Below are 21,569 nucleotides of genomic sequence, written 5' to 3'. Positions count from 1 at the left end.
AAAAATTGTGCTAAAGATGAAAAATATAATTAAAATAGGAGCATTTATGATGCTAGTAGGGCTTTTAGCCTTAGGCTGTACCGACCTGATCGAAGAACGGATCGACGAAACCGAGTTTGGTGCCGAAGCCGACCCCATAGACGGAGCAATTGCCCCAGCCTATGGTTATATTTCCTGGACCTGGCGTCATACCAATTATTTTGGTCTTCAAGAAGTTTCTTCAGACGAGGCCATTTTGCCGTATCGCGGTGGTACGGACTGGTTTGATGGCGGTAAATTTTTAGCGGCACATCAGCATAATTTTACCCCTAGTAACGATTTGGTCGCTTCTGGCTGGAACCAAGTTGCCATTAATATTTCTAGAACGCTATCGGCTATCGAGGTGCTTACTCCTCTTTCAGACCAAGGTAACGCCGAAGCAACAGGTGCTTTATATGAAATGAAGGCGCTTAGAGCTTATTTGAACATGCTAATGTTGGACAGTTGGGGCATCGTCTTTAAAAAAGAATCTTCAGATGCGCTTTCTGAAATCTTGCGAACAGATGAGGCCATCGCCTATATTGAAAGTGAACTACTTTCTGTTCTTGACGGCATTAATAATGATAAAGGCCCAGGAAGAATAACCCAAGACGCCGTAAAAGGCTTTTTGGCCAGATTGTACCTCAATGCCGCTGTATATAGAGAGCCCTATGGCACACCTAATTTCACGGATGCAGACATGGACAAGGTCATCTCATACACCAACGATATCATCAATTCAAACAGTTACGAACTTTCCCCAGAGTATTTTGAGCTTTTTAGTGATGAAAACCACGAAAATGCCGAGCTAATTTTTGCATTAGATCAAAGAGGTGTACTTAGTGCAGAGCATAGCCGTTGGGCCTATTGGTCGATTGCTGGGGCCATGATCGCAAGACCTGAGTTTTTTCCGGACAATACCGCAGATGGTACTGATGGGCCTGCCGTAACATCTGATTTTTACCAAACTTGGGTCGATGCCTATGGCGATGTAGATCCTGCTGAAGCTGACGCCCGTTTCTATCAACGTAATACTATGGTTCCGGAAGCCCAACTTTCAGATTTAGAAAATCGTGAGCCGACATTGGAAACGGAAACCGATAACAGCTACTATTGTGTTGAAGCTACCGATTTTGAAATGGACAGAGGTATACTTCGAGGTATTCAGTGGGGGCCTCGTAGAGGTGATGGCGACCTTGTGAAATGCGATGATGGATTAAGAATTTACCCTCTTCAACAGACCAAAGGTAATGGCCCAGATAGGGACACGGGTTATGTTGATCACACGCTACAGGTAGATTTTACGACCGAAGGATCCTTACACCGCGCCGGGTATCGTTTTTCAAAGTATCAATTCAGCCGTACCTCACCTAATGGCAACAATTTTAGCAGTGTAGATTTAGTTTTGATGCGCTTGGCAGAAATTTATCTTATGAGGGCAGAGGCAAAACTTCGCAAGGGTGACAATGCAGGTGCATTGGCAGATGTAAATATGGTGAGAACCTCTAGAAATGCCAGACCGGAACAAACACCTGCTGCATTAACAGAACTGGATTTGGATATTCTTTTTAGAGAAAGAGGCTTTGAGTTCTATTGGGAGGGTCTTAGAAGAACCGATCAGATACGTTTTGGCAAGTACGAAGATTCGTGGACAGAAAAAACAGATGCGGATCCTAATAAAAGGTTATTCCCAATTCCACAAAGTGCCGTAGACGGTGCTTCTGGTATAGATGGCTTCTTAGAACAGAATCCTGGATACTAAAAATTTGGATTTCTTTTTAAAAAAAGGGTGGGCAATGGTCCCACCCTTTTTATTTTTACATACCAGACCAATAATTGCAAGTAATAGATGCGAATAAATATAGTTCTTTCAACAATTGCATTTTTCATATTGCTTTCCTGTAACAATGAAAAAACCCAACATCAGGAAAATATCAGAATTGCCTTTATTTCAGATGTTCATTTGCTTGACGTCAAAGGCACTTTACAAGATATTGGCTACGATGGCATAGATAATCCTAAAACGGGGCAGAAAGCCTTCATTCGAACCATGGAAGCCCAATTGCATTCGACCAGGCTTTTTAATGAAAACTATTTTGCTTTTAAGGAAGCCCTTAACGATGTAGCTGAAAGGGGTATTAAATTGGTGGCCCTTCCCGGAGATTTTAGTGATGATGGCCAACCGATTAATGTGAAGGGGCTCAATAAAATTTTAAACGAATATCGCGAGAAGCACGATATCTCATTTTTTATTACTACTGGAAACCACGATCCTACTAGTCCGTTTGGGAAAGAGGCCGGCAAAAAAGATTTTATGGGTGCGCAGGGTCAGCGACAACCAATTATGAGTTCAGAAGACCTTTATCAATCCAAACTTGGAGAACTTCCGGTTTTGGTAAGCGAAGACATTCGGGAAATGGGATACGAAGAAATTGTAAACGAACTATCTCAACATGGCTTTTTCCCTTTGGAAAGCTATACCTATTGGGAAACTCCCTTTTCCAAATATTCCTACGACACCTATTCATTTTCCAAAGCTAAAAAGCATTCCTCCTTAAAAAACAGAACGTATCAAATAACCGAAGGTTCTACCCCGCAACCCGATGTTAGTTATTTGGTGGAACCCATAAAGGGACTTTGGTTGGTGGCCATCGATGCCAATGTATATGTGCCCAAAGAAGACGGTCTTCATTATCACGGCACAAGCATTGGCTACAATCAGGTTATCAAGTATAAAAAACATCTAGTAGAGTGGGTTGGCAGTATTGCTCAAAAAGCCAAAGAACATGGCAAAGAAGTAGTGGCCTTTAGTCATTACCCCATGATCGATTTTAATGACGGTGCTTCTTCTACTATGAAAAAACTTTTTGGAGATAAGGCCCTTCAAGCCCATAGAATTCCAAAAAACGAAGTGGCCCGATTGTTTGCCGATGCCGGTCTCCAAATTCATTTTGGCGGACATATGCACATTAACGACTCGGGAATAACCACCACAGAAAGAGGTAATACCCTAGCAAATATTCAAGTACCCTCACTGGCCGCCTATCAACCTGCCTATAAAATTTTGGAAAAGAAAAGTGACCGCTTTTGGGATGTGGAAACTGTGGTTCTTGACAAGGTGAAAAACTATGATGAGTTTTTTGAACTCTATCATAGGGAATATGATTACCTCACCCAATCAAAATCTCAAAACATCTGGAACAAAGAAGTTCTAAATGCCAAAGACTACCTCGATTTTACAGATTTTCACCTTCAAGAACTGGTAAGGCTAAGGTTTTTACCTTCGGAATGGCCAGCAAGTCTAAAGCCACTGCTTTTAGGCAACTCGGGTATGGAGTTGCTTATTCTTTCTAATATGAAAACAGAAAATTACTCGGAAGGATTACAACCGTTGGAAGCATTACAAGCAACCAAGGCATGGAAAACCTCTCGTGAAATGGTAAAAGAACAATTGTCTTCCTCAAAAATGTCAGAAACTGATTTCACCAATTGGATGGGCCTTGATTGGATTACCGATTTCTACCGACTGCGTAGTGGTGATGAATTGGCAAAAAAATCTATTTCTGATAACCGGCTTAAAGCCTACCAACTTATTGCTCAAAATTTAGAAAATCATCCATCCGAAGCTTTAATTGAGTTGAAAGATTTCGCACAAATTTTTCAGTATCAACTCAACTCAGAGCCCGCCGCTAATTTCAGCATCGACCTTAAAAAAGGTATGCTCATTCCATATGAAACAGTAAACGATTAATCAATTAACCCAAATGCTCTTGGCAACCAAAGTGAAAGCTCTGGAAAATAAGTAATGGCCATCAGCACAGCTATCATAACGCCCAATAAGGGCAGTAGAGGCTTGATTACCTTGGTAACGGGCACTTTTGCCACTCCACTACCAACAAACAACAAAGTTCCTACAGGCGGCGTACAGACCCCAATACAGAGGTTCAAGACAATGATCATACCGAACTGTACCGGATGCATACCCAAAGCCATCGCAACAGGAAGAAAAATGGGTGTAAATATCAACACTGCCGGTGTCATATCCATAAAAGTCCCAACAATCAGCAAAATGAGGTTGATCATCAGAAATATCAATATAGGGTTACTCACGTTATCCAATAAGGCAGAGGTCAACATTTGAGGTATTCCCTCAAAAGAGAAAAGCCATGACATCGCCATAGAGGTCGCAATAAGAAACATAACGATTGCAGTGGTTCGTGCACTACGCAAAAGCAAAGGTTTGAAATCGCTGTATTTGAGCTCTTTATTAATAAAGCCCAAAAGCATCGCATAGACCACAGCGATGGCAGCAGCTTCGGTAGCGGTGAAAACTCCCACTACTATACCGCCAACAACTATTATAAGGAGTGTTAAACTTAAAAAGGCTTTTCTAAAATCAAGGAAGAGCTTTTTAAAACTTACTCTCGGCGCCTTTGGCAACCCTTTTCTTTTGGCATATAAAAAAACCATGATCATAAGGGCGAGCCCCACTAAAATACCGGGTATATAACCTGCGATAAAAAGAGCGGCAACGGAAGCCGTACCCCCACTTGCCAAGGCAAAAATAATGAGTACGTTACTTGGCGGAATCAGCAAGCCTGTTGTCGAAGAACTAATATTGACCGCGGCACTAAACTCTCTTGGGTAACCTTCCTTTTCCATCTTTTCGGTCAAAGTACTACCAATGGCTGATGCGGCCGCCACCGCAGATCCCGAAATAGCCCCGAAAAGCATTGCTGCAATGATATTTACGAAGGCCAAACCACCGGGCAAGCTACCAATAAGCGATTTTGCAAAATCTATGAGCCGCTTGGCGATACCTCCTGTATTCATTATCTCACCGGCCAAAATAAAGAATGGAATGGCCAACAGGGCAAAATTATCGATACCCGTAGTCATACGTTGCGCTGCCGTAGTAGTAGCAGGTAAATAAGCGATATTCAATATTAAGGTCAAAGTGGTAGAAATACCTATGGAATAGGCAACCGGTACCCCATAGGCCAATAAAGCGATAAAGCTTACAAAAAGTACGATAATGCTAATGGTCTCGATGCTCATCTTAAAAGTTTTGTTTCTTTATATTGTAAATCGAAAAGAATATGATAATTAGCCCCGAAATGGGAACAATGGAGTAGACCACCCCTAATGGTAGTTGCAACGCCGATGAAGTCTGGCCCAAGGTTAAAGTGATGTAAACCAAATTACCTCCGCCGATCACCATAATGATCAAGGCAAACAAGGCCATTAATATTTGAATGATTTTTTGACGTTTCACTTTTCTATCCGCCGGAAGTTTTGACAAAAGAAAATCCATTGATAAATGACCATCTTTACTACCATTGATATGAGCGGCACCTAAAACAGTCAACCAAATCAAAGAGAATCTGGCGAACTCTTCAGTAAACGAACTTGATTGGCCGACCACATAACGCGATACTACTTGCCATACGACATCGATAACCAGTAAGCCGAAAACTACAACTAAAAGGGCTTCTATTACCTTGTTCAGAGTGATATAGATTCTTTCCATTAATTTGCGTTTATCTTTTCGATGATGGGTTTTAGTTTAGGGTCTTCCAATAGTCTTTCCATAACGGGTCTTGACTTTTTAACAAAGGGTTCTTTATCGGGGTAGATAAATTCAACACCTTCCTCTTTCAGCATTTTCATGTTTTCGGCGACCGTTTCTTTCCAAAACTGTTTTTGCTTTTCAACACTTTCATCCGCAGCCTCTTCAAGCCATCCCTTTTCTTCATCCGAAAGGGAATCCCAAAATTTTGTACCGATAATAACAACATCGGGCACCATGGTATGCTCGTCAAAAATGTAATATTTACATACTTCAAAATGATTCGAACTTACGAATGACGGTATATTATTTTCCGCCCCATCAACTACGTTCTGTTGCAGGGCAGTATACAATTCGCCGAAAGACATGGGGGTTGCGGAAGCCCCTAATGTATTGGCCATGTCAACCGACATCTGGTCGTTTTGAACCCTTATCTTGAGACCATCAAGGTCATCTGGTGAATTCACCGGTTTATCTTTGGTATAAAAACTTCTGGCACCGGCGTCATAAAAACAAATGCCTCGTAATAAATACTCGGTTCCACTTTCTAACAATTGTTTACCAACCTCACCCTCTAGGTTTGCAAACAAATGATCATTGTCACGAAATAAGTACGGTATGACCGTGATTTGATATTCAGGTGCAAAATTTGAAAGTGCAGAAGCACTTACCTTTGTCATTGCAATACTACCTATCTGTAAAAGTTCAAGGGCTTCCCTTTCAGAACCCAATTGCCCATCAGGAAAAATCTTGATCTGTAATTTACCATCGGATTTTTCATTCAGTGATTCTTGCATGGCCAAAATGCCCTTATGTACAGGGTGGGAAGTTGGCAGGGAATGGGCAAAGAAAAGTACCTTCTCGTCGCTTACTGTCGAGCAAGAATAGAAAGTCAGCGCCAACGATATAGTTATCATAAGCAAAAAGCACTTTTTCAATACCATAGGTTTTAAAAATTGTTTCATTCGTTGTCTGTTTCTAAGGCCTCGGATTATTTTAGGGTCGATTACTACGTTCTAGACCCCATCCTACAAACTAAACCAATATTAGTATTTAGATAAATTGCATTCAAGAAAATCGATTAGAAATCGAAATACTCCTTTGCATTGTTGTAGCAAATATTTTGAACGATTTTACCGATCCATTCCATATCATTTGGCAATTCACCGTTTCTGATATCTTCGCCGAACAGGTTGCATAAAATGCGACGGAAATATTCATGACGCGGAAAAGATAAGAAACTTCTTGAGTCGGTAAGCATACCGATAAAGCAACTGATCAAGCCCATATTCGATAGGGTATTTATTTGCTCGGTCATACCATCTTTCTGATCTAAGAACCACCAACCTGATCCCCATTGTACCTTGCCCCTAACACTTCCATCATTAAAGTTGCCGATCATGGTCGCCATCATTGCGTTATCACTAGGATTCAAGTTATACAATATTGTTTTTGTGAGTTTATCTTTGCCGTCTAGGGTATCTAAAAACTTAGATAGGCTCTGAGCTTGAGGGTAATCACCTATGGAGTCCCATCCCGTATCCGGTCCCAGTACGCTCAACATTCTTTTGTTATTGTTTCGTAACGCCCCTAAATGAAATTGTTGCACCCAACCGAACTCATGATAGGTTTCGGATAGATAAAGCATCAATGCACTTTGAAACTTAGCATTCTCAACTTCCGAAATGGTTTGCCCCTCTCTTCTCTTTTTGAAAATACCCTTGATTTCATTCTCGGTAAAATTTTCTGCATACAAATGTGCCAAACCATGATCGCATAAGCGACATCCGTTTTCATGAAAATATTCAATTCGATTTCTTAGCGCCGAACACAGCTGGTCATAAGTCGAAATGGTACTGTTACTGACTTTTTCTAGACTGTCTAGGTAGCTATTGTAAGCGTCACTTGCAATTAATATGGCCTTGTCGGGCCTGAAGGCGGTACTTACCTTGGTACCGAAAGTGCTTTTGCTCAATTGTTGGTGGTACTCTAGCGTATCGATAGGATCTTCCGTCGTACATAAGACCTCAACGTTCATTTTAGAAATCAACTCTCTTGAACTGTATTCGGGAGTTCTTAATTTTTCAGAGGCATTCTCAAAAACAGCATCCGCATTTTTATCCGATAATAAATCATCGATGCCAAAATAGCGGGAAAGTTCCATATGCGTCCAATGGTATAACGGATTTCGCATGGTATATGGCACGGTATGCGCCCATTTAGAAAACTTCTCTTTACTAGAGGCATCACCGGTTATATACTTTTCATCTATACCTAATGTTCGCATAGCACGCCACTTGTAATGGTCACCATCTATCCATGCCGCCGTAATGGAATCGAAGACCGTATTTTCCGCTAATGCTTTTGGCGATAAATGGTTATGGTAATCGATTACAGGCATGTGCGCAGCGTAGCTATGATATAGCTCTTGGGCATATTTACTTTCCAATAAAAAATTATCGTTGATGAGTTTGGTATCTGTTGCCATTTTTAAACTTATGAGCTCTAGTAATTTAGAATAAAAGATTTATTTGCCTTGCAATTAGTAAATCTGCAAGGTTTTAAAAATAGGTTTCTATTTGCGTTTAAGCAAGAAAAAAGATAAAGAATACAATCGTTGCCCATATCGTATTATACTTGAATAAAAATTGGATTCTTGCCACGTTTTTAAGAAAACTATAACGTCAGGTTTTTTTCTATTACTGAGCTGCGAGGTACATTGAACAAAAATATTCTCATGAAAGAACTAAAAGATAAAGTAGCATATATTACAGGAGGGTCAAAAGGTATCGGCTATGCCGTTGCCGAAAAATTGTTGGCCTCGGGAATGAAAGTTGCCATAAGCGGTCGAACATTACAAACGGTACGCAAAGCAGCTGATCAACTGGGCGACGAGAATCAAGTAATCGGTGTTGCCTCTGATGTTTCAAAATTGCGTGATGAAGAAGAGGCGGTCAAGAAGATTATTGATAAATGGGGAAAAATAGACTTGGTTTTGGCCAATGCAGGACTTGGAAATTTCGCCCCAATCGATGAAATGACCGAAACCCAATGGCATCAAATGATCAATACCAATTTAAATGGTGTTTTTCATACGCTAAAGGCTTCAGTTGACGCTTTGAAACAATCAAAAGGGTATTACATGACATTGGCAAGTCTCGCAGGTACGAATTTCTTTGCTTCTGGTGCTGGTTACAATGCCACCAAATTCGGAGTGGTCGGTTTCACCCAAGCGGCGATGCTAGACCTCAGAAAGTATGATATAAAGGTTTCCACTATCATGCCGGGATCCGTTGCCACTCACTTTAATGGAAACGAACCTGATGATCAAGACGCTTGGAAAATTCAACCTGAAGATATTGGCGAATTAGTGGTCGACTTATTAAAAATGCACCCTCGAACACTGCCAAGTAAAATTGAGGTTCGACCCAGCAGACCTGATAAAAAATAGAAGTATTCAAATTGATGAAGGCCCGAAGACATTTTATTTTTCGGGCTTTCTTTTTATATGGATTAAACCTCTTTTTCTTCAAAAGCACTATAAGGGTTACAAATCTCCAGAATCAAGGCCTTTAGTTCATTAAAGAACAGCGCCAAGGTTTCTTGGGTAATCTGATAATCTTTTTTCCTGCTCATTTTTCCTTCTTTAGTAGCGAAACGTAAAAGTCCGGCGCTTAAATTTTTAAAGGTAAAAATACCTGACTCAATCGTTTCGATAGGTTGTTGTGCATTATACATTACGGCATAGCAGAGCAGTTGAAATGCCTTACTGTATTCATATTCGGAAGCGATTTCGACCCAATCGACAATTTCTACCTGCGATTGATTTACTCTACCAGTTTTATAATCAATAATACGTAACGTACCGTCATATGAATCGACGCGGTCAAGTTTTCCTTTTAATTGAACCGGAAACTCCAGTTCCGGTATTTGAAGTTGAACTTTGAGATTTTGTTCAAGGGCGATAATCTTTATTTCATGTGCTTCGGCTTCCTTAATTTCCAAATCGATAAAGTTCTCAATATAGCGCAAGATTACATGATATGCTATCAAGTTTTTACCTTGGCTAATATCTCCTTCCAAATAAGACTTTGAAAAGTGTTGTTTCACCAACCTAGTTATTTTGCCCTTAGCTTCGGTCAAGTTCTTCTCAGTAAGAATCTGACCTACCAACGGCGTATAAATATCTTCTAGGGTGTCATGAACAATAGTGCCAAAAGTGTTGGCCGCAATTGTCTCCTCAACCTCTAATACATCATCTATTCCCAAAAGATTGCGCTTGTAGAAGTCTATGGGGTTTCTAATATAATTGCTCAAAGAAGTTGGTGAAAAACCTCTGGACGCATGAGCTTTGATCAACGAGAGTAAATGTTCATCTTTTTCAATGATTTCAAGCGATTTCATCACCGGACTTATCTCAGGTGCGGCAATCTTTTCTTTTATATGGGGATATTTGTTCTCATCGGTGAGCAATTGACTGATCAAACGACTTTTCTCACCACCTTCTAGCACATCGGGCTCTGTATTATACAGAAGGTAAATATTCTTTGCACGCTGCAACAGTCGATAGAAGTGATAGGTGTAGACGGCATCTTTTTCTTTATAGGTGGGCAGACCTAAACGAACTTTTAAATCAAATGGAATAAAAGAGTTGTTCGATTTGCCCGAGGGAAGTATTCCTTCATTAACCGAAGTAAGAATAACCGTCTCAAAATCTAAATTTCTGCTCTCTAACATTCCCATAATTTGAAGCCCTTCTAGTGGCTCACCCTGAAAATCTAGCGATTCTGCGCTTAACAGTTCACGATAAAGTGCCTGTAGCGATTTTAAATCGGCTACAAATGAATGGTCACGCACCAAATCGACCAACTGATTGAACAGCGTATAGAACCTATATAAATATTCTAAGGCTAGGGCATCATCAAGTAGTTGAAATTTCTCCTTTAAAGCTAATATAAGATCAATACATCGCTCGATAAACTCGTTCGGTTTTAACTCATCATCAGTGAATAGCCGTGATGCATGTTCACTGTCTATAATCTCATTGAGCTTATCGGCACTTAAATAGCTCCAGTTTTTGGTTCGAATAATTTCTACTATACTGCTAACCGAAACTCTGTCGTCATTGAGAAGCACATGAAGATAGGGATGGCTCAACAAAGACTGAATATTCTTATGAAACCATTTACCGTTACTTTTAGAAATATATAAATCAATAAACTGATCAAAGAGTGAAGCCAAGGGGGTTTTATCCAATGGGTAACCCATGGTAATGTTAATACCATCTACTTCTTCTGGAATAGAATTGATTAACGAATTCATCAACGTTTCATCACCTAGCACAACCGCAGTGTTTTGCAATTTGGCAGCTGATTCAAAACGTAACTTTGACAACAATTGACCAGTATACTTAGCCTGCGAAACATTTTTTGGAATTCCGATTACCTCAATGTTTTTCGATGATAAATAGTAATCACTAATTCCTTTAGGAGCAGAATTTTTATAATAGGGCCAATTATTAAGATGTTGACGGATAAACAGACTTGCATCATGAACCGGGTCGTTCAAAAAATAAGTATCAAGATCCCAATAAATATCAGAATCAACTTTCGAAAGAATACTTTGTATAATTCGACTCTCAGCAGTGTTCAATGCATTAAAGCCGACAAACAAAAAATGTTTTTCAGCTTGACCCTGTAAATAATCATCTAGTCTATTACAGGCCTTTCGATAAACGAGACCCTGGTGACCGATACCTTTCTCGGATAATTTAGAATTGAACTTGTGATATAAGGGTTCGAGGTTGTTCCAAAAGGCAAGATAGTCTTCCATCATCTTGGTCTTGTTTTCCTCTAAAGACCAATGGTTGATTTCTTGAATCGCAGCTAGATTGCCAAATAGTTTAGATACATCAATAAGATATCTATCTATCTCATTATAATCTTGAAGCAAGGTTTGCGCCCATTTAGAGAAAGTGAAAAAATCATCTTTTCTTTCTAAGGGCTGTTCGCAATATGCTTCGTATAATGTGAACAGTTGTTGGGTCGCACTGGCATAGGTAAGTCCGGATATTTTTTCGACAAAGCTTTCTATGCTATGAATTTCGGGAGAGAAAATAGAACCTTCTATATTCTTCGCTATAGCCTTCTTTAAGAAGGTACCCGCCCTCTTACTGGGCAGTATGAAAATCAACTTCTCAAAAGAGTAACCCTTTTTGGAAATTTCAACAACAACATCTTCTAAAAAACTCTGCATAATCAAAAATAAAAAAGCCCTGACAAATGTCAGGGCTTAATGTATTCAATTGTGTGAAATTAACTTATTTCACCAAGTTGATTTCAACTCTTCTGTTTTCTTTTCTACCACTTCTTGTGTTGTTAGAAGCGATTGGCTTGTCTTCACCGTAACCGATAGCAGACAATCTGAACTCTTCGATGCCTTTGTCAACCAAGAACTCTTTTACAGAAAGGGCTCTAGACTCAGAAAGACTTTGGTTCAATTTCTGGCTACCAACACTATCAGTGTGACCTTCTACTGTAAATTTAGCAGTTGGGTACTCTTTCAAGATGGTGATGATATCTACCATAACTGAAGTTGATTCAGCTTTGATTGAAGATTTACCAGTGTCGAACAAGATTGTTCTAGCGTACTCATTCAATTGCTTTTGAACTTCTTCGGTAACTTCAGGACAACCGGCGTTAGCTACAGTACCAGCAACATCTGGACACTTATCATCTTTATCTAATACACTATCACCGTCAGAATCTGGCCATGGGCATCCTTTGTTTTCAGCAGGACCTGCTTCATTAGGACACTCATCATCACCATCAGCAACACCGTCACCGTCAGCATCAGGACAACCAGCTAAGTTAGCCAATCCAGCAACATCTGGACACTTGTCATCTTTATCAGCAACACCGTCACCGTCAGCATCAGGACAACCGTTCATTTCGGCAGAACCAGCTTCGTTAGGACAAGCATCTTTGCTATCTTCGATTCCATCACCATCAGCATCAGGACAACCGTTGAAAGCTTCTAGACCAGCAACTTCTGGGCAAGCATCATCTTTATCGTAGATACCATCACCGTCAGTATCAGTTCCACCGAACTTAACTGCGATACCGGCCATATGTTGCCAGTGCTTAGCAAGGTAATCTTCGAAAGCATGCTTGTAAGAAGTCTGAACTGTAAGACCAATGTTATCGGTAAACCAGAAGTTGATACCAACTCCACCGTTTGCTGTACCAGCACCGATTTCATCGATCCAAGTGTAACCACCACCAATCTCAACGAAAGGATCGATTACAGTACCTTCAATAAAGTTATATTTAATCGTACCATCTATAGCGTAATGAGAAAGATCATCAACACCAACATCTCCTAATTTGTCGATTTTGTTCAAAGAACCTCTAGCACCAACAGAGAAACCGTTGCCTACGTACTTTGATACACCAACGTAAGAGATAGAAGGAAGAATGTTCCAGTGGTCGGTCGCGTTGAAAAGCTGACTACCGAAACCGCCATCGTCACCAGTTGGGTAAGTGTCTATGGCATTAACCCCAAAACTTACCTGCCAAGGGTTATTCTCGTCTTGCGCTTGTATGTTGTTAACCCCTACTATTAGCAGGACAACAACCAATAATTTGCTAAGATGTTTCATGTTCAAATTTTTAAGTTTAAGTGTTTATTAGCTGCAAATGTAAGTTGTTAAATATTATTAACAAAATCAATTTCCTATTTTTTTTAACGCTTTTTATAGGGAAAATAATGCATTTAAACGATTTTTAAGGCCTTGCCGACTTCGGTAAAAGCATCGATAGCTTGGTCTAAATGCTTCATCTCGTGGGCCGCCGACAATTGTACGCGAATTCTTGCTTTACCTTTAGGAACTACCGGATAAAAAAATCCGATTACATATACATTTTTCTCTAAAAGTCGCTTGGCCATTTCTTGGGCCACTTTCGCATCATATAACATTATTGGTACAATGGCTGAATCTCCATTAACGATATCAAAACCTGCTTTTTTAATTCCTTCCTTAAAATATTCAGTGTTTTTCTGGAGCTTATCGCGTAGTGAAGTGTCGTTTTGTAAAAGTTCAAAAACTTTGATAGACGCCCCTACGATTGCCGGGGCCAGTGAATTTGAGAACAAATAAGGTCTAGATCGCTGACGTAAAATTTCAATAATTTCTTTCTTCGCAGTGGTATACCCTCCCATAGCACCACCCAGGGCTTTACCAAGGGTGCCCGTTATGATATCGATTCTACCCATGACCCCTTTTTCTTCCAGGGTTCCACGACCGGTTTCCCCTATAAAGCCTGTTGCATGACATTCATCGATCATCACAAGGGCATCATATTTATCTGCCAGGTCGCAAATAGCGTCAAGTGGTGCTACCAAGCCATCCATAGAAAAGACTCCATCAGTAACAATAATTTTAAATCGAGCTTTATCTGCGTTAGCTTGCTGCAATTGTTTTTCCAAATCTTTCATATCGCTATTGGCATAACGGTATCTTTTGGCTTTGCATAACCTTACCCCATCAATAATCGACGCGTGGTTGAGCGAATCTGATATGATAGCATCTTCAGCAGTGAGCAAGGGTTCGAAGACCCCACCATTGGCATCGAATGCCGCTGCATATAATATGGTGTCCTCAGTCCCGTAGAAATCAGCAATTTTAGATTCTAACTCTTTATGAATGTCTTGAGTACCGCAAATGAATCGAACCGATGACATACCAAAACCATGGGTATCTAGAGTATCCTTTGCTGCTTGTATGACTTCTGGGTGTGAAGACAGCCCCAAGTAATTATTGGCACAAAAATTTATAACCTCTGATCCATCGGCCAATTTTATTTCGGCGCCTTGAGGTGAAACGATAATCCGTTCATCTTTATAAAGTCCATCTTCTTTGATTTGATTGATTTCACTTTTTAAGTGCTCTTCTATTTTTCCGTACATATAATTGTTATCTGAATATAATATTAGATGAATCTTCTAAAAATCAAGTTATTTATTAAATGATTAGGGTTCTTTTCAAAAATAGAAAATAAGTATGTTGCGTCTATTAAATACAAAATGAATATTATGAAATCTAAATTATTAGGAGTAGCGGCAGCTTTGACACGAAGCCGGAAATACACATTGGCCCTTGTTGGTGCACAATTTGCATATTTAGGCTATAAATATTGGAAAGAGAAGAAAACCAAGAAAAATCGATAATGTATAGTAGACTATACAAATTCGGTAAGCACTAAATCATTTATATAGACTATAATTCTCTTTTCGACAATAAACCCCATACTCTCAAGTGTATCTGAATATCTGTAAAGTTGTTCTTTATATTTCGGATTTCGCTTACCCGTTTTATAGTCGATGAGCACCGCACTTTTATCGTTCAAAACAACTCTGTCAGGCCTCAATAGTTCGCCTGTTTGGGTGATGATGTCCTTTTCATTCTTAATGATATTACCTGCTAGATAGTAATCATTCAAGTCTGGATGTTTCAATACTTTATTCAGACTCTTCTCAAAAGCGGATAGCTCTGATTGAGTAATAATACCTTGATTAATACTTTTCTCAAGCGCGGCATCAATATCATCTTCGGTTTCAATTAATCCGAGAATATGATGCATACGATTACCTTGCAGAATGGCTTCCTCCCTCGCACTATCCCAAAGCATGCCTCCTCTGGTCAATATTTTAAATGCCGGCCTGTCTTTTTGAGTTACAACAAAGTCTACTCTGCTTTGCTGAATTGCCGTAGTTTTGGAAGCGTTCTTGATTAGCTCACCAAAGGTATACGTCAAAATTTCACTGTTCCATAGGCCCTTACTAATGAGATATTCAATGAACAGCCCCGAATAATAATCGGTTTTGTGCGCTCCGTTTCTATTCAAATCTTTCTCGCTTACAATATATAAACCCTTTTCAGCTCGTGTAAGTGCCACATATAGCACATTAAATGAATCAAGTTCCATGAGATGCTCTTCTTCGGTAAACAACCTTTCAGCTACCGCCCCATACTCAACAACTTCTTTCTTTTCATTGATCAACACTTCATCAAAACCATCTGAAAATTCCGGATTCAGTGGTAACCACATTTTTTTCTGCCCTGCCAAGCGTTTGTAAATATTGTCATTAGCAAAAGGAAAGATTACAAAAGGAAACTCTAAACCCTTAGATTTGTGAATACTCATGATTCGCACCGCAGCAACGTGCTCAGGGGCTGAAAGGCTTAATTTGTCTTTCTTTTTTTCCCAATACTCTAAAAAAGTATGTATTCCAGCACCTTCTTTTCTTTCTACATCTAATACTTCATCTAAAAGATAGATAACGTAAGCGTCAGAATCGGGCATTAATTCAAATTGCCTAATGGCCAATTCGATACCATCGTAAACCGAAATTTGTTTTAAGGCTTCGATACTAAAACCAAACCTAGACATGAATAGCTGTGACACGCTATTCAAATTCTCATAAATGAGCCGATGTTGGCCTTCTTTTTGAGCTGAGAGATAATTTAAGAGGTCGTAGGCCACTTCAGAATTTTCACCATCTGCGGTGTATTTCAGTAAATTGATAAGAAATCGAACCTTATCGCTGCTATTGAGCAACAGGCTCTCCGATGATATGGTCGGTATTGCATTTTGAGTGAGATAATCCGCAAGAAAAACTCCATCTTTATTACTACGTACCAAAATACATATCTCACCGTACGAGTAATTTTTATCTCGAATGCCTTGAATTAAATTCAAAACTTCTTTACCGTACATTTCATTCTTATCGATGTCATCGTCTTTCTCGAGAAAATTGAGCTGTACTATACCTCCCGTTTTGGGATTTACGCCTTGTCGATTGCCATCTTCGAACATTGTACCATATGTGCTATTGTTCAAATAAGAACTGGTAGCCGTAAAGAACTCATTGTTAAATTTTATTATTTGATCGTGGCTTCGGTAATTTACAGGTAGGTTGTAGGTCTCTGGAGGCACTACAAAAGGATTGGCGACCTTGAGGGCCAAGTTCAAAAATTGTTCGGCCCGGCCCCCGCGCCATCGGTAAATAGCCTGCTTGGCATCACCCACCAAAAATAAAGAACCTTGTTTGCCCAACATGTCTTCACTTTCAAGAGCGTTCGCTATGAGCGGCACTAAATTATTCCATTGTAGTACTGATGTGTCTTGAAACTCATCAATAAAATAATGTCGGTATTTTTCACCCAAACGCTCGTATATGAAAGGGGCGGGCTGATTTTTTATCTCTTTTGATATCAATGTATTGAATTCAGATATAATCAGCTGGTCACGTTCTTCCTGTAAGGTCTTTACTTCTTGCTGAATAGCATTGAGAACGGTTAAGGGTACTATATTACCATAGGCGTTCTTTAGAAATAACAATTGATAAAAATCTGTTCGTATAGCTGTAAACAGCTGAGCGAATTGTACGTGAAGTAAGTCTAAGGTCGATTTGACTCGCTCTGGTGCCGATTTGTTGTATAGCTTGGTGGTGTCAAAATTTTGTTTCCAACCCGCATTGTAATCGATATCAAAATCACCTTTCGAAATTTTCAACATAAAATTAGGAAAAGAGCTTCGAGTAAAATCAGAGTACTCCAAACCATTGTCGTCAATGATGTCCAAAGCCTTTTCCGCAAGTTCGACCAAATGCTTTTCAATAGCTTTTTGACCTTTGCTCAACTTGCTTTTGAGTTGTAAGAAGTCTTCTATTTTCTTATTCCTTAATTTAGCTAGGTGTTCAGCATGATTTTCACTAAAAATCAACTTACCGATATTATAAAGGTCATAAGTAATATCCCAACTTTTATCACCATCTATTTTTTCCAAAGCAAAATCAAGCAAGACTTTGGTCAATTTTTCATTTGACCCCGCTTTCTGCACTAATCTTGCAATCGCTTCATCAAGTAATAAGTCGGTGTCTAAAATAACTTCAAAATTCTGGGGAATTTTAAGGTCTTTGGCAAAGGTTCGTATAATGCGATGGGTAAACTTATCTATCGTCGATATATCGAAAAAAGCATAATTGTGCAGAATTTCTTTAAGTGTTTCTTTTGAACGTTCTCGAAGTTCTTCGACATCCAGAGAAAGTTCTGTACATATATCTTTAAATATTACTGGTGCACCCTCTAATTCTGTCACCTTAGAAAATTCAAAAAGACTGTCTAAAATTCGTCTTTTCATCTCGTTTACCGCCTTATTGGTGAAGGTAATTGCCAATATTTTTTGGTAACCGCCCTTTCTCTGAAGTATAATTTTCAAGTACTCTTTGGTAAGGGTATGGGTTTTTCCCGAACCCGCGGATGCGTTGTATATTTTGAAGGGTGCGTCTTGCAAGTGCTTTTTTACGCAAAATAAGGATTCTATTAGAGTTCTTAACAAATAATTAAGGGATTTTGTTTGTTAAAAAACGTACTTTTCAACTTACTAAATAATAATCTAAAAAATTAAGTAATATGGCTTTTGAACTACCAAAATTACCCTATTCATACGATGCTCTTGAACCTAATATTGACGCTCGTACCATGGAGATTCACCATACAAAACATCATAATGGTTACACGACCAAATTGAACAACGCCATCGAAGGCACAGATTTGGCCGGAAAGTCTATTGAAGACATTCTCGAGAATCTTGACATGTCTAATAGCGCAGTTCGAAATAATGGCGGGGGCTTTTATAACCATTCTCTTTTTTGGGAAGTCATGTCACCTGACGGCGGCGGAAAACCTTCTGGTGAACTAGCCGAAGCGATTAATGATGCTTATGGCTCATTCGAAGACTTTAAAGAAAAGTTTAGCAGTGCTGCTGGCGGTCAGTTCGGTTCTGGCTGGGCATGGCTTTGTGTTCACAAAGGTGGAAAAGTAGAAGTATGCAGCACGCCTAATCAAGACAACCCGGTAATGCCTAATGTTGGCTGTGGAGGTCAACCGATTCTTGGGTTGGATGTTTGGGAACATGCCTATTACTTGAACTACCAAAATCAGCGCCCTGCATACATCGATGCATTTTTCAATGTAATCAATTGGGACAAAGTTTCAGAATTATACTCTAGTAATAAATAGAGAAAGAAAGCTGACTAATTAAAAAGTCCCGGTCGTAGTTAACGACCGGGACTTTTTTTTGTTTAAAATTTTATGGTTTCATTCAAAGAAAGCCCTCTGAACAGTACTTTTTTAAAATAGAAAAGGGCGGAGAAGTCTCCACCCTTTTCGTCCCAAATCTTACCATAAACTTAACCTACTTATGCTATGGCAGCACTAAAATACTGGTATTGTGGGAAATAAAAAAAGAAATTTTGGAAATTTTAAAGCTTTTTTTTAACAAAAAATGAACTTGAAAGTGTTAACACTATGAATTACTGGTGTTTCGCGAAAATAAAAAGGCGGAGCATTGCTCCGCCTTTTCCCCAAATCTTACCATGAACTTAACCTACTTATGCTATGGTTCTCCAAATATAGAGTGATTGATTTCGCAAGAAAAAGGTTTTAGATAAACGTACGTTTAAGTGGTCAAAATACCTATCGAGTTCTGCTCATTCATATATAGGGAGACATTTAGAAAATGCTTGCGGAACTAAATAGTATTCTTTGTTGTGGAAATATTCGAATGCCTACTTCTGAAAATAAAAAGGCGGAGCATTTGCTCCGCCTTTTCCCCAAATCTTACCATGAACTTAACCTACTTATGCTATGGTCCTCCAAATATAATGCGGGTATTTACGGTTCTAAAAGTTCTTTGTTGAACGGTCTATAAAGTAGGTTAAAGTGCTATATCAACACTTGGTCGCAGATCTCAAAAATTTGCTCTCTCGATACCCCCAAGCTTATAGAAATAAAAAAGGTGGAGAAATCTCCACCTTTTTTGCCCCAAATCTTACCATGAACTTAACCTACTTATGCTATGGCAAGACTAAAATTATGTATGCACGCTGCGTATATGTACAAAAAGACGTTGAAAGACTTAGAATATCGATGAAATACCCTAATTTATGTATTTCATCGAGTAAATTGATCAATATGCCCTCTGGTTCTTGCCTTCATAAAAATTGATAAAGGCTCTGTTTACCACTCGATTACCACCTGGCGTTGGGTAATCGCCTGTAAAATACCAATCCCCTAAATTTTTAGGGCAAGCTTCATGAAGACTGTCTATAGTCTGATATATAATATCCACTTCGGCCTTTATCCCCTCAGGACTCAATAACTCTCCTATTTTTTCCGATATCTCTTCCGCAGTAAATGGAGCATAAAACTCCTTTACATAATTTACGACCTCGGCATCTTTTGAGTTTACTTGTTGTAAACACTTGTCGTAAATATCATCTACAACGTTCATAGTCAATCGTTCTTGATGAAGTGCCAAGGCTGCCTTGAATGCAATAAAGTCTTCCAACTTGGCCATATCAATACCGTAACAGTCAGGATACCTTATTTGTGGAGCGGAAGAAACTACAATTATTTTTTTTGGCGAAAGTCGGTCCAGTATGCGAAGTATGCTCCTTTTCAAGGTGGTACCCCTTACGATACTATCATCAATTATTACCAAGTTATCGCCCTTTTTAACAGAACCGTACGATATATCGTAAACATGGGTGACTAAATCATCTCTACTACTATCTTGTGTAATAAACGTTCGAAGTTTGGCGTCTTTAATGGCTACCTTTTCAATACGCGGCCTGATTTCTAAAATAGAATGAAGCTCCTCACTGGTAATTTTAGAGCCGATAGCCAAAATTTGCTCTTCTTTACGCTTGTTCAAGTAGTTCTGGGCCTCTTTGACCATTCCGAAAAATGAAGTTTCGGCCGTATTGGGTATATACGAGAAAACGGTATTCTTTATATCGTGATCAATAGACTTCAGTATTTGGGGGAAAAGCAACTTCCCTAATTTCTTTCGCTCTTGATAGATTTCCTTATCACTTCCCCGTGAAAAATAAATACGCTCAAAAGAACAGGCCTTACGCTCTACCGGAGGTAAAATCTCCTTAAGGGAAAAGCTTCCATTTTTCTTAATAATAATAGCATTTCCGGGATCAAGCTCAATAACCTCATCATAAGGCACATTAAAAACCGTTTGAATTGCAGGTCGCTCAGAGGCCACGACCACAACCTCATCATCTTGATAGTAATAAGCTGGGCGAATACCCGCGGGATCTCTTAAAACAAAAGCATCGCCGTGACCCAATAATCCTGCCATGGCATAACCACCATCCCAGTTTTTTGAGGCCCGTCGTAAAATCTTACCTACCTTTAATCGGTCTGCAATCAATGGTGAGGCTTCTTGTTTGGTATAACCCTCTTTTTTGATTTGTTTGTAAAGCTTGGCAACGGCATCATCTAGAAAATGCCCGATTTTTTCCATTACGGTAACGGTATCGGCCATCTCTTTAGGATGCTGACCTAATTGCACCAAATTGTCGAACAATTCATGAACATTGGTCATGTTGAAGTTACCGGCAACGATAAGGTTACGGTGCATCCAGTTGTTCTGACGCAAAAACGGGTGTACACTCTCTATACTGTTCTTACCGAAAGTACCGTATCGCACATGCCCCAATAATACCTCGCCAATATATGGTATGTGTTGTTTCTGTAAAGCAACATCATCACGATATTCAGGGTGCTCAAGCAAAGTTGTATTGATCCTGTCGTTGATCTGTGCAAAAATATCTTGAATAGGCTGTTGTGCACAAGAACGAACACGGCTCATATAGCGTTCCCCGGCGGTTACATCAAGTTTAATGCTGGCGAAACCTGCACCGTCTTGACCACGATTGTGCTGCTTCTCCATCATCAGGTACATTTTGTTTACCCCATAAAAGGCCGTACCATACTTTTCTTTGTAATATTCTAAAGGCTTTAACAAACGAATTACCGAAATACCGCATTCGTGTTTGATAGCGTCGCTCATTTTATATCTCCTTATTTATTAAAAAAGCCCCTGTTTAGATAGGGGCGTGT

The 21,569-nt window shown here is 39.5% G+C and carries 14 protein-coding genes; 5 read left to right on the top strand and 9 right to left on the bottom strand.

Annotated features, from left to right (window positions below):
• Nucleotides 1–16 precede the first annotated feature (16 nt).
• Both IV512_RS05390 and IV512_RS05385 read left to right on the top strand, forming a co-directional pair.
• Nucleotides 17–1,780 (top strand): RagB/SusD family nutrient uptake outer membrane protein, encoded by a 1,764-nt coding sequence (locus tag IV512_RS05390; RefSeq protein ID WP_209401379.1) that lies wholly within the window; start codon nt 17–19, stop codon nt 1,778–1,780.
• Between the two features lie 87 nt (nt 1,781–1,867).
• Nucleotides 1,868–3,769 carry a metallophosphoesterase gene (locus IV512_RS05385; RefSeq protein ID WP_209401377.1) on the top strand — a complete coding sequence of 634 codons (1,902 nt, stop codon included), beginning with the start codon at nt 1,868–1,870 and terminating at the stop codon, nt 3,767–3,769.
• On the opposite strand, the gene IV512_RS05380 is transcribed toward IV512_RS05385, so the two are convergent.
• From IV512_RS05380 to uxaC, 4 genes are all read right to left on the bottom strand, one after another.
• Complete coding sequence (locus IV512_RS05380) at nt 3,766–5,076, bottom strand: TRAP transporter large permease (protein WP_209401375.1); 1,311 nt, start codon at nt 5,074–5,076, stop codon at nt 3,766–3,768. The genes IV512_RS05385 and IV512_RS05380 overlap by 4 nt on opposite strands.
• A 1-nt stretch (nt 5,077) precedes the next feature.
• Nucleotides 5,078–5,548, bottom strand: a complete 471-nt coding sequence (locus IV512_RS05375; protein ID WP_209401373.1) for a TRAP transporter small permease — start codon at nt 5,546–5,548, stop codon at nt 5,078–5,080.
• Nucleotides 5,548–6,504, bottom strand: a complete 957-nt coding sequence (locus IV512_RS05370; protein ID WP_245224681.1) for a TRAP transporter substrate-binding protein — start codon at nt 6,502–6,504, stop codon at nt 5,548–5,550. The genes IV512_RS05375 and IV512_RS05370 overlap by 1 nt, the downstream gene beginning before the upstream one ends.
• A 164-nt stretch (nt 6,505–6,668) precedes the next feature.
• Entirely contained in the window at nt 6,669–8,075 is a 1,407-nt protein-coding gene (gene uxaC / locus IV512_RS05365) for a glucuronate isomerase (protein ID WP_209401371.1), read from the bottom strand.
• Between the two features lie 249 nt (nt 8,076–8,324).
• Between uxaC and IV512_RS05360 the strand changes: the two genes are divergently transcribed.
• Nucleotides 8,325–9,038 (top strand): SDR family oxidoreductase, encoded by a 714-nt coding sequence (locus IV512_RS05360; RefSeq protein ID WP_209401370.1) that lies wholly within the window; start codon nt 8,325–8,327, stop codon nt 9,036–9,038.
• A 62-nt stretch (nt 9,039–9,100) separates the two neighbouring features.
• Here IV512_RS05360 and IV512_RS05355 read toward each other — a convergent pair whose 3' ends face one another.
• The 3 genes from IV512_RS05355 to kbl all read right to left on the bottom strand — a co-directional run bounded on the left by IV512_RS05355 (nt 9,101) and on the right by kbl (nt 14,554).
• Complete coding sequence (locus tag IV512_RS05355) at nt 9,101–11,842, bottom strand: PD-(D/E)XK nuclease family protein (protein WP_209401369.1); 2,742 nt, start codon at nt 11,840–11,842, stop codon at nt 9,101–9,103.
• 64 nt (nt 11,843–11,906) lie between these two features.
• Nucleotides 11,907–13,247, bottom strand: a complete 1,341-nt coding sequence (locus tag IV512_RS05350) for an OmpA family protein (protein ID WP_100870235.1) — start codon at nt 13,245–13,247, stop codon at nt 11,907–11,909.
• A 113-nt stretch (nt 13,248–13,360) separates the two neighbouring features.
• Nucleotides 13,361–14,554 carry a glycine C-acetyltransferase gene (gene kbl, locus IV512_RS05345; RefSeq protein ID WP_209401368.1) on the bottom strand — a complete coding sequence of 398 codons (1,194 nt, stop codon included), beginning with the start codon at nt 14,552–14,554 and terminating at the stop codon, nt 13,361–13,363.
• Nucleotides 14,555–14,680: 126 nt separating this feature from the next.
• Here kbl and IV512_RS19950 point away from each other — a divergent pair, with 126 nt between their 5' ends.
• Nucleotides 14,681–14,815 carry a hypothetical protein gene (locus IV512_RS19950; RefSeq protein ID WP_256439269.1) on the top strand — a complete coding sequence of 45 codons (135 nt, stop codon included), beginning with the start codon at nt 14,681–14,683 and terminating at the stop codon, nt 14,813–14,815.
• An 11-nt stretch (nt 14,816–14,826) separates the two neighbouring features.
• On the opposite strand, the gene IV512_RS05340 is transcribed toward IV512_RS19950, so the two are convergent.
• A complete protein-coding gene (locus tag IV512_RS05340; protein ID WP_209401367.1) occupies nt 14,827–17,943 on the bottom strand; it encodes an exodeoxyribonuclease V subunit beta in 3,117 nt (1,038 codons plus the stop codon).
• 119 nt (nt 17,944–18,062) lie between these two features.
• Here IV512_RS05340 and IV512_RS05335 point away from each other — a divergent pair, with 119 nt between their 5' ends.
• Entirely contained in the window at nt 18,063–18,671 is a 609-nt protein-coding gene (locus IV512_RS05335; RefSeq protein WP_100870238.1) for a superoxide dismutase, read from the top strand.
• Nucleotides 18,672–19,620: 949 nt separating this feature from the next.
• On the opposite strand, the gene IV512_RS05330 is transcribed toward IV512_RS05335, so the two are convergent.
• Nucleotides 19,621–21,519, bottom strand: coding sequence for an amidophosphoribosyltransferase (locus IV512_RS05330; RefSeq protein WP_209401366.1), 1,899 nt, complete (start codon nt 21,517–21,519; stop codon nt 19,621–19,623).
• Nucleotides 21,520–21,569: the final 50 nt, after the last annotated feature.

The organism is Pseudozobellia sp. WGM2, from assembly GCF_017810075.1.
Lineage (GTDB): Bacteria > Bacteroidota > Bacteroidia > Flavobacteriales > Flavobacteriaceae > JADNYK01.
This window is presented reverse-complemented; position numbering and strand designations above follow the sequence as displayed.

Excerpts from the sequence above, each read along its gene's own strand:
- uxaC (WP_209401371.1), bottom strand. The coding sequence starts at position 8,075 with ATGGCAACAGATACCAAACTCATCAACGATAATTTTTTATTGGAAAGT.
- IV512_RS05360 (WP_209401370.1), top strand. The coding sequence starts at position 8,325 with ATGAAAGAACTAAAAGATAAAGTAGCATATATTACAGGAGGGTCAAAA.
- kbl (WP_209401368.1), bottom strand. The coding sequence starts at position 14,554 with ATGTACGGAAAAATAGAAGAGCACTTAAAAAGTGAAATCAATCAAATC.
- IV512_RS05385 (WP_209401377.1), top strand. The coding sequence starts at position 1,868 with ATGCGAATAAATATAGTTCTTTCAACAATTGCATTTTTCATATTGCTT.
- IV512_RS05335 (WP_100870238.1), top strand. The coding sequence starts at position 18,063 with ATGGCTTTTGAACTACCAAAATTACCCTATTCATACGATGCTCTTGAA.
- IV512_RS05370 (WP_245224681.1), bottom strand. The coding sequence starts at position 6,504 with ATGATAACTATATCGTTGGCGCTGACTTTCTATTCTTGCTCGACAGTA.
- IV512_RS05375 (WP_209401373.1), bottom strand. The coding sequence starts at position 5,548 with ATGGAAAGAATCTATATCACTCTGAACAAGGTAATAGAAGCCCTTTTA.
- IV512_RS05330 (WP_209401366.1), bottom strand. The coding sequence starts at position 21,519 with ATGAGCGACGCTATCAAACACGAATGCGGTATTTCGGTAATTCGTTTG.
- IV512_RS05350 (WP_100870235.1), bottom strand. The coding sequence starts at position 13,247 with ATGAAACATCTTAGCAAATTATTGGTTGTTGTCCTGCTAATAGTAGGG.
- IV512_RS05390 (WP_209401379.1), top strand. The coding sequence starts at position 17 with ATGAAAAATATAATTAAAATAGGAGCATTTATGATGCTAGTAGGGCTT.
- IV512_RS19950 (WP_256439269.1), top strand. The coding sequence starts at position 14,681 with ATGAAATCTAAATTATTAGGAGTAGCGGCAGCTTTGACACGAAGCCGG.
- IV512_RS05380 (WP_209401375.1), bottom strand. The coding sequence starts at position 5,076 with ATGAGCATCGAGACCATTAGCATTATCGTACTTTTTGTAAGCTTTATC.
- IV512_RS05355 (WP_209401369.1), bottom strand. The coding sequence starts at position 11,842 with ATGCAGAGTTTTTTAGAAGATGTTGTTGTTGAAATTTCCAAAAAGGGT.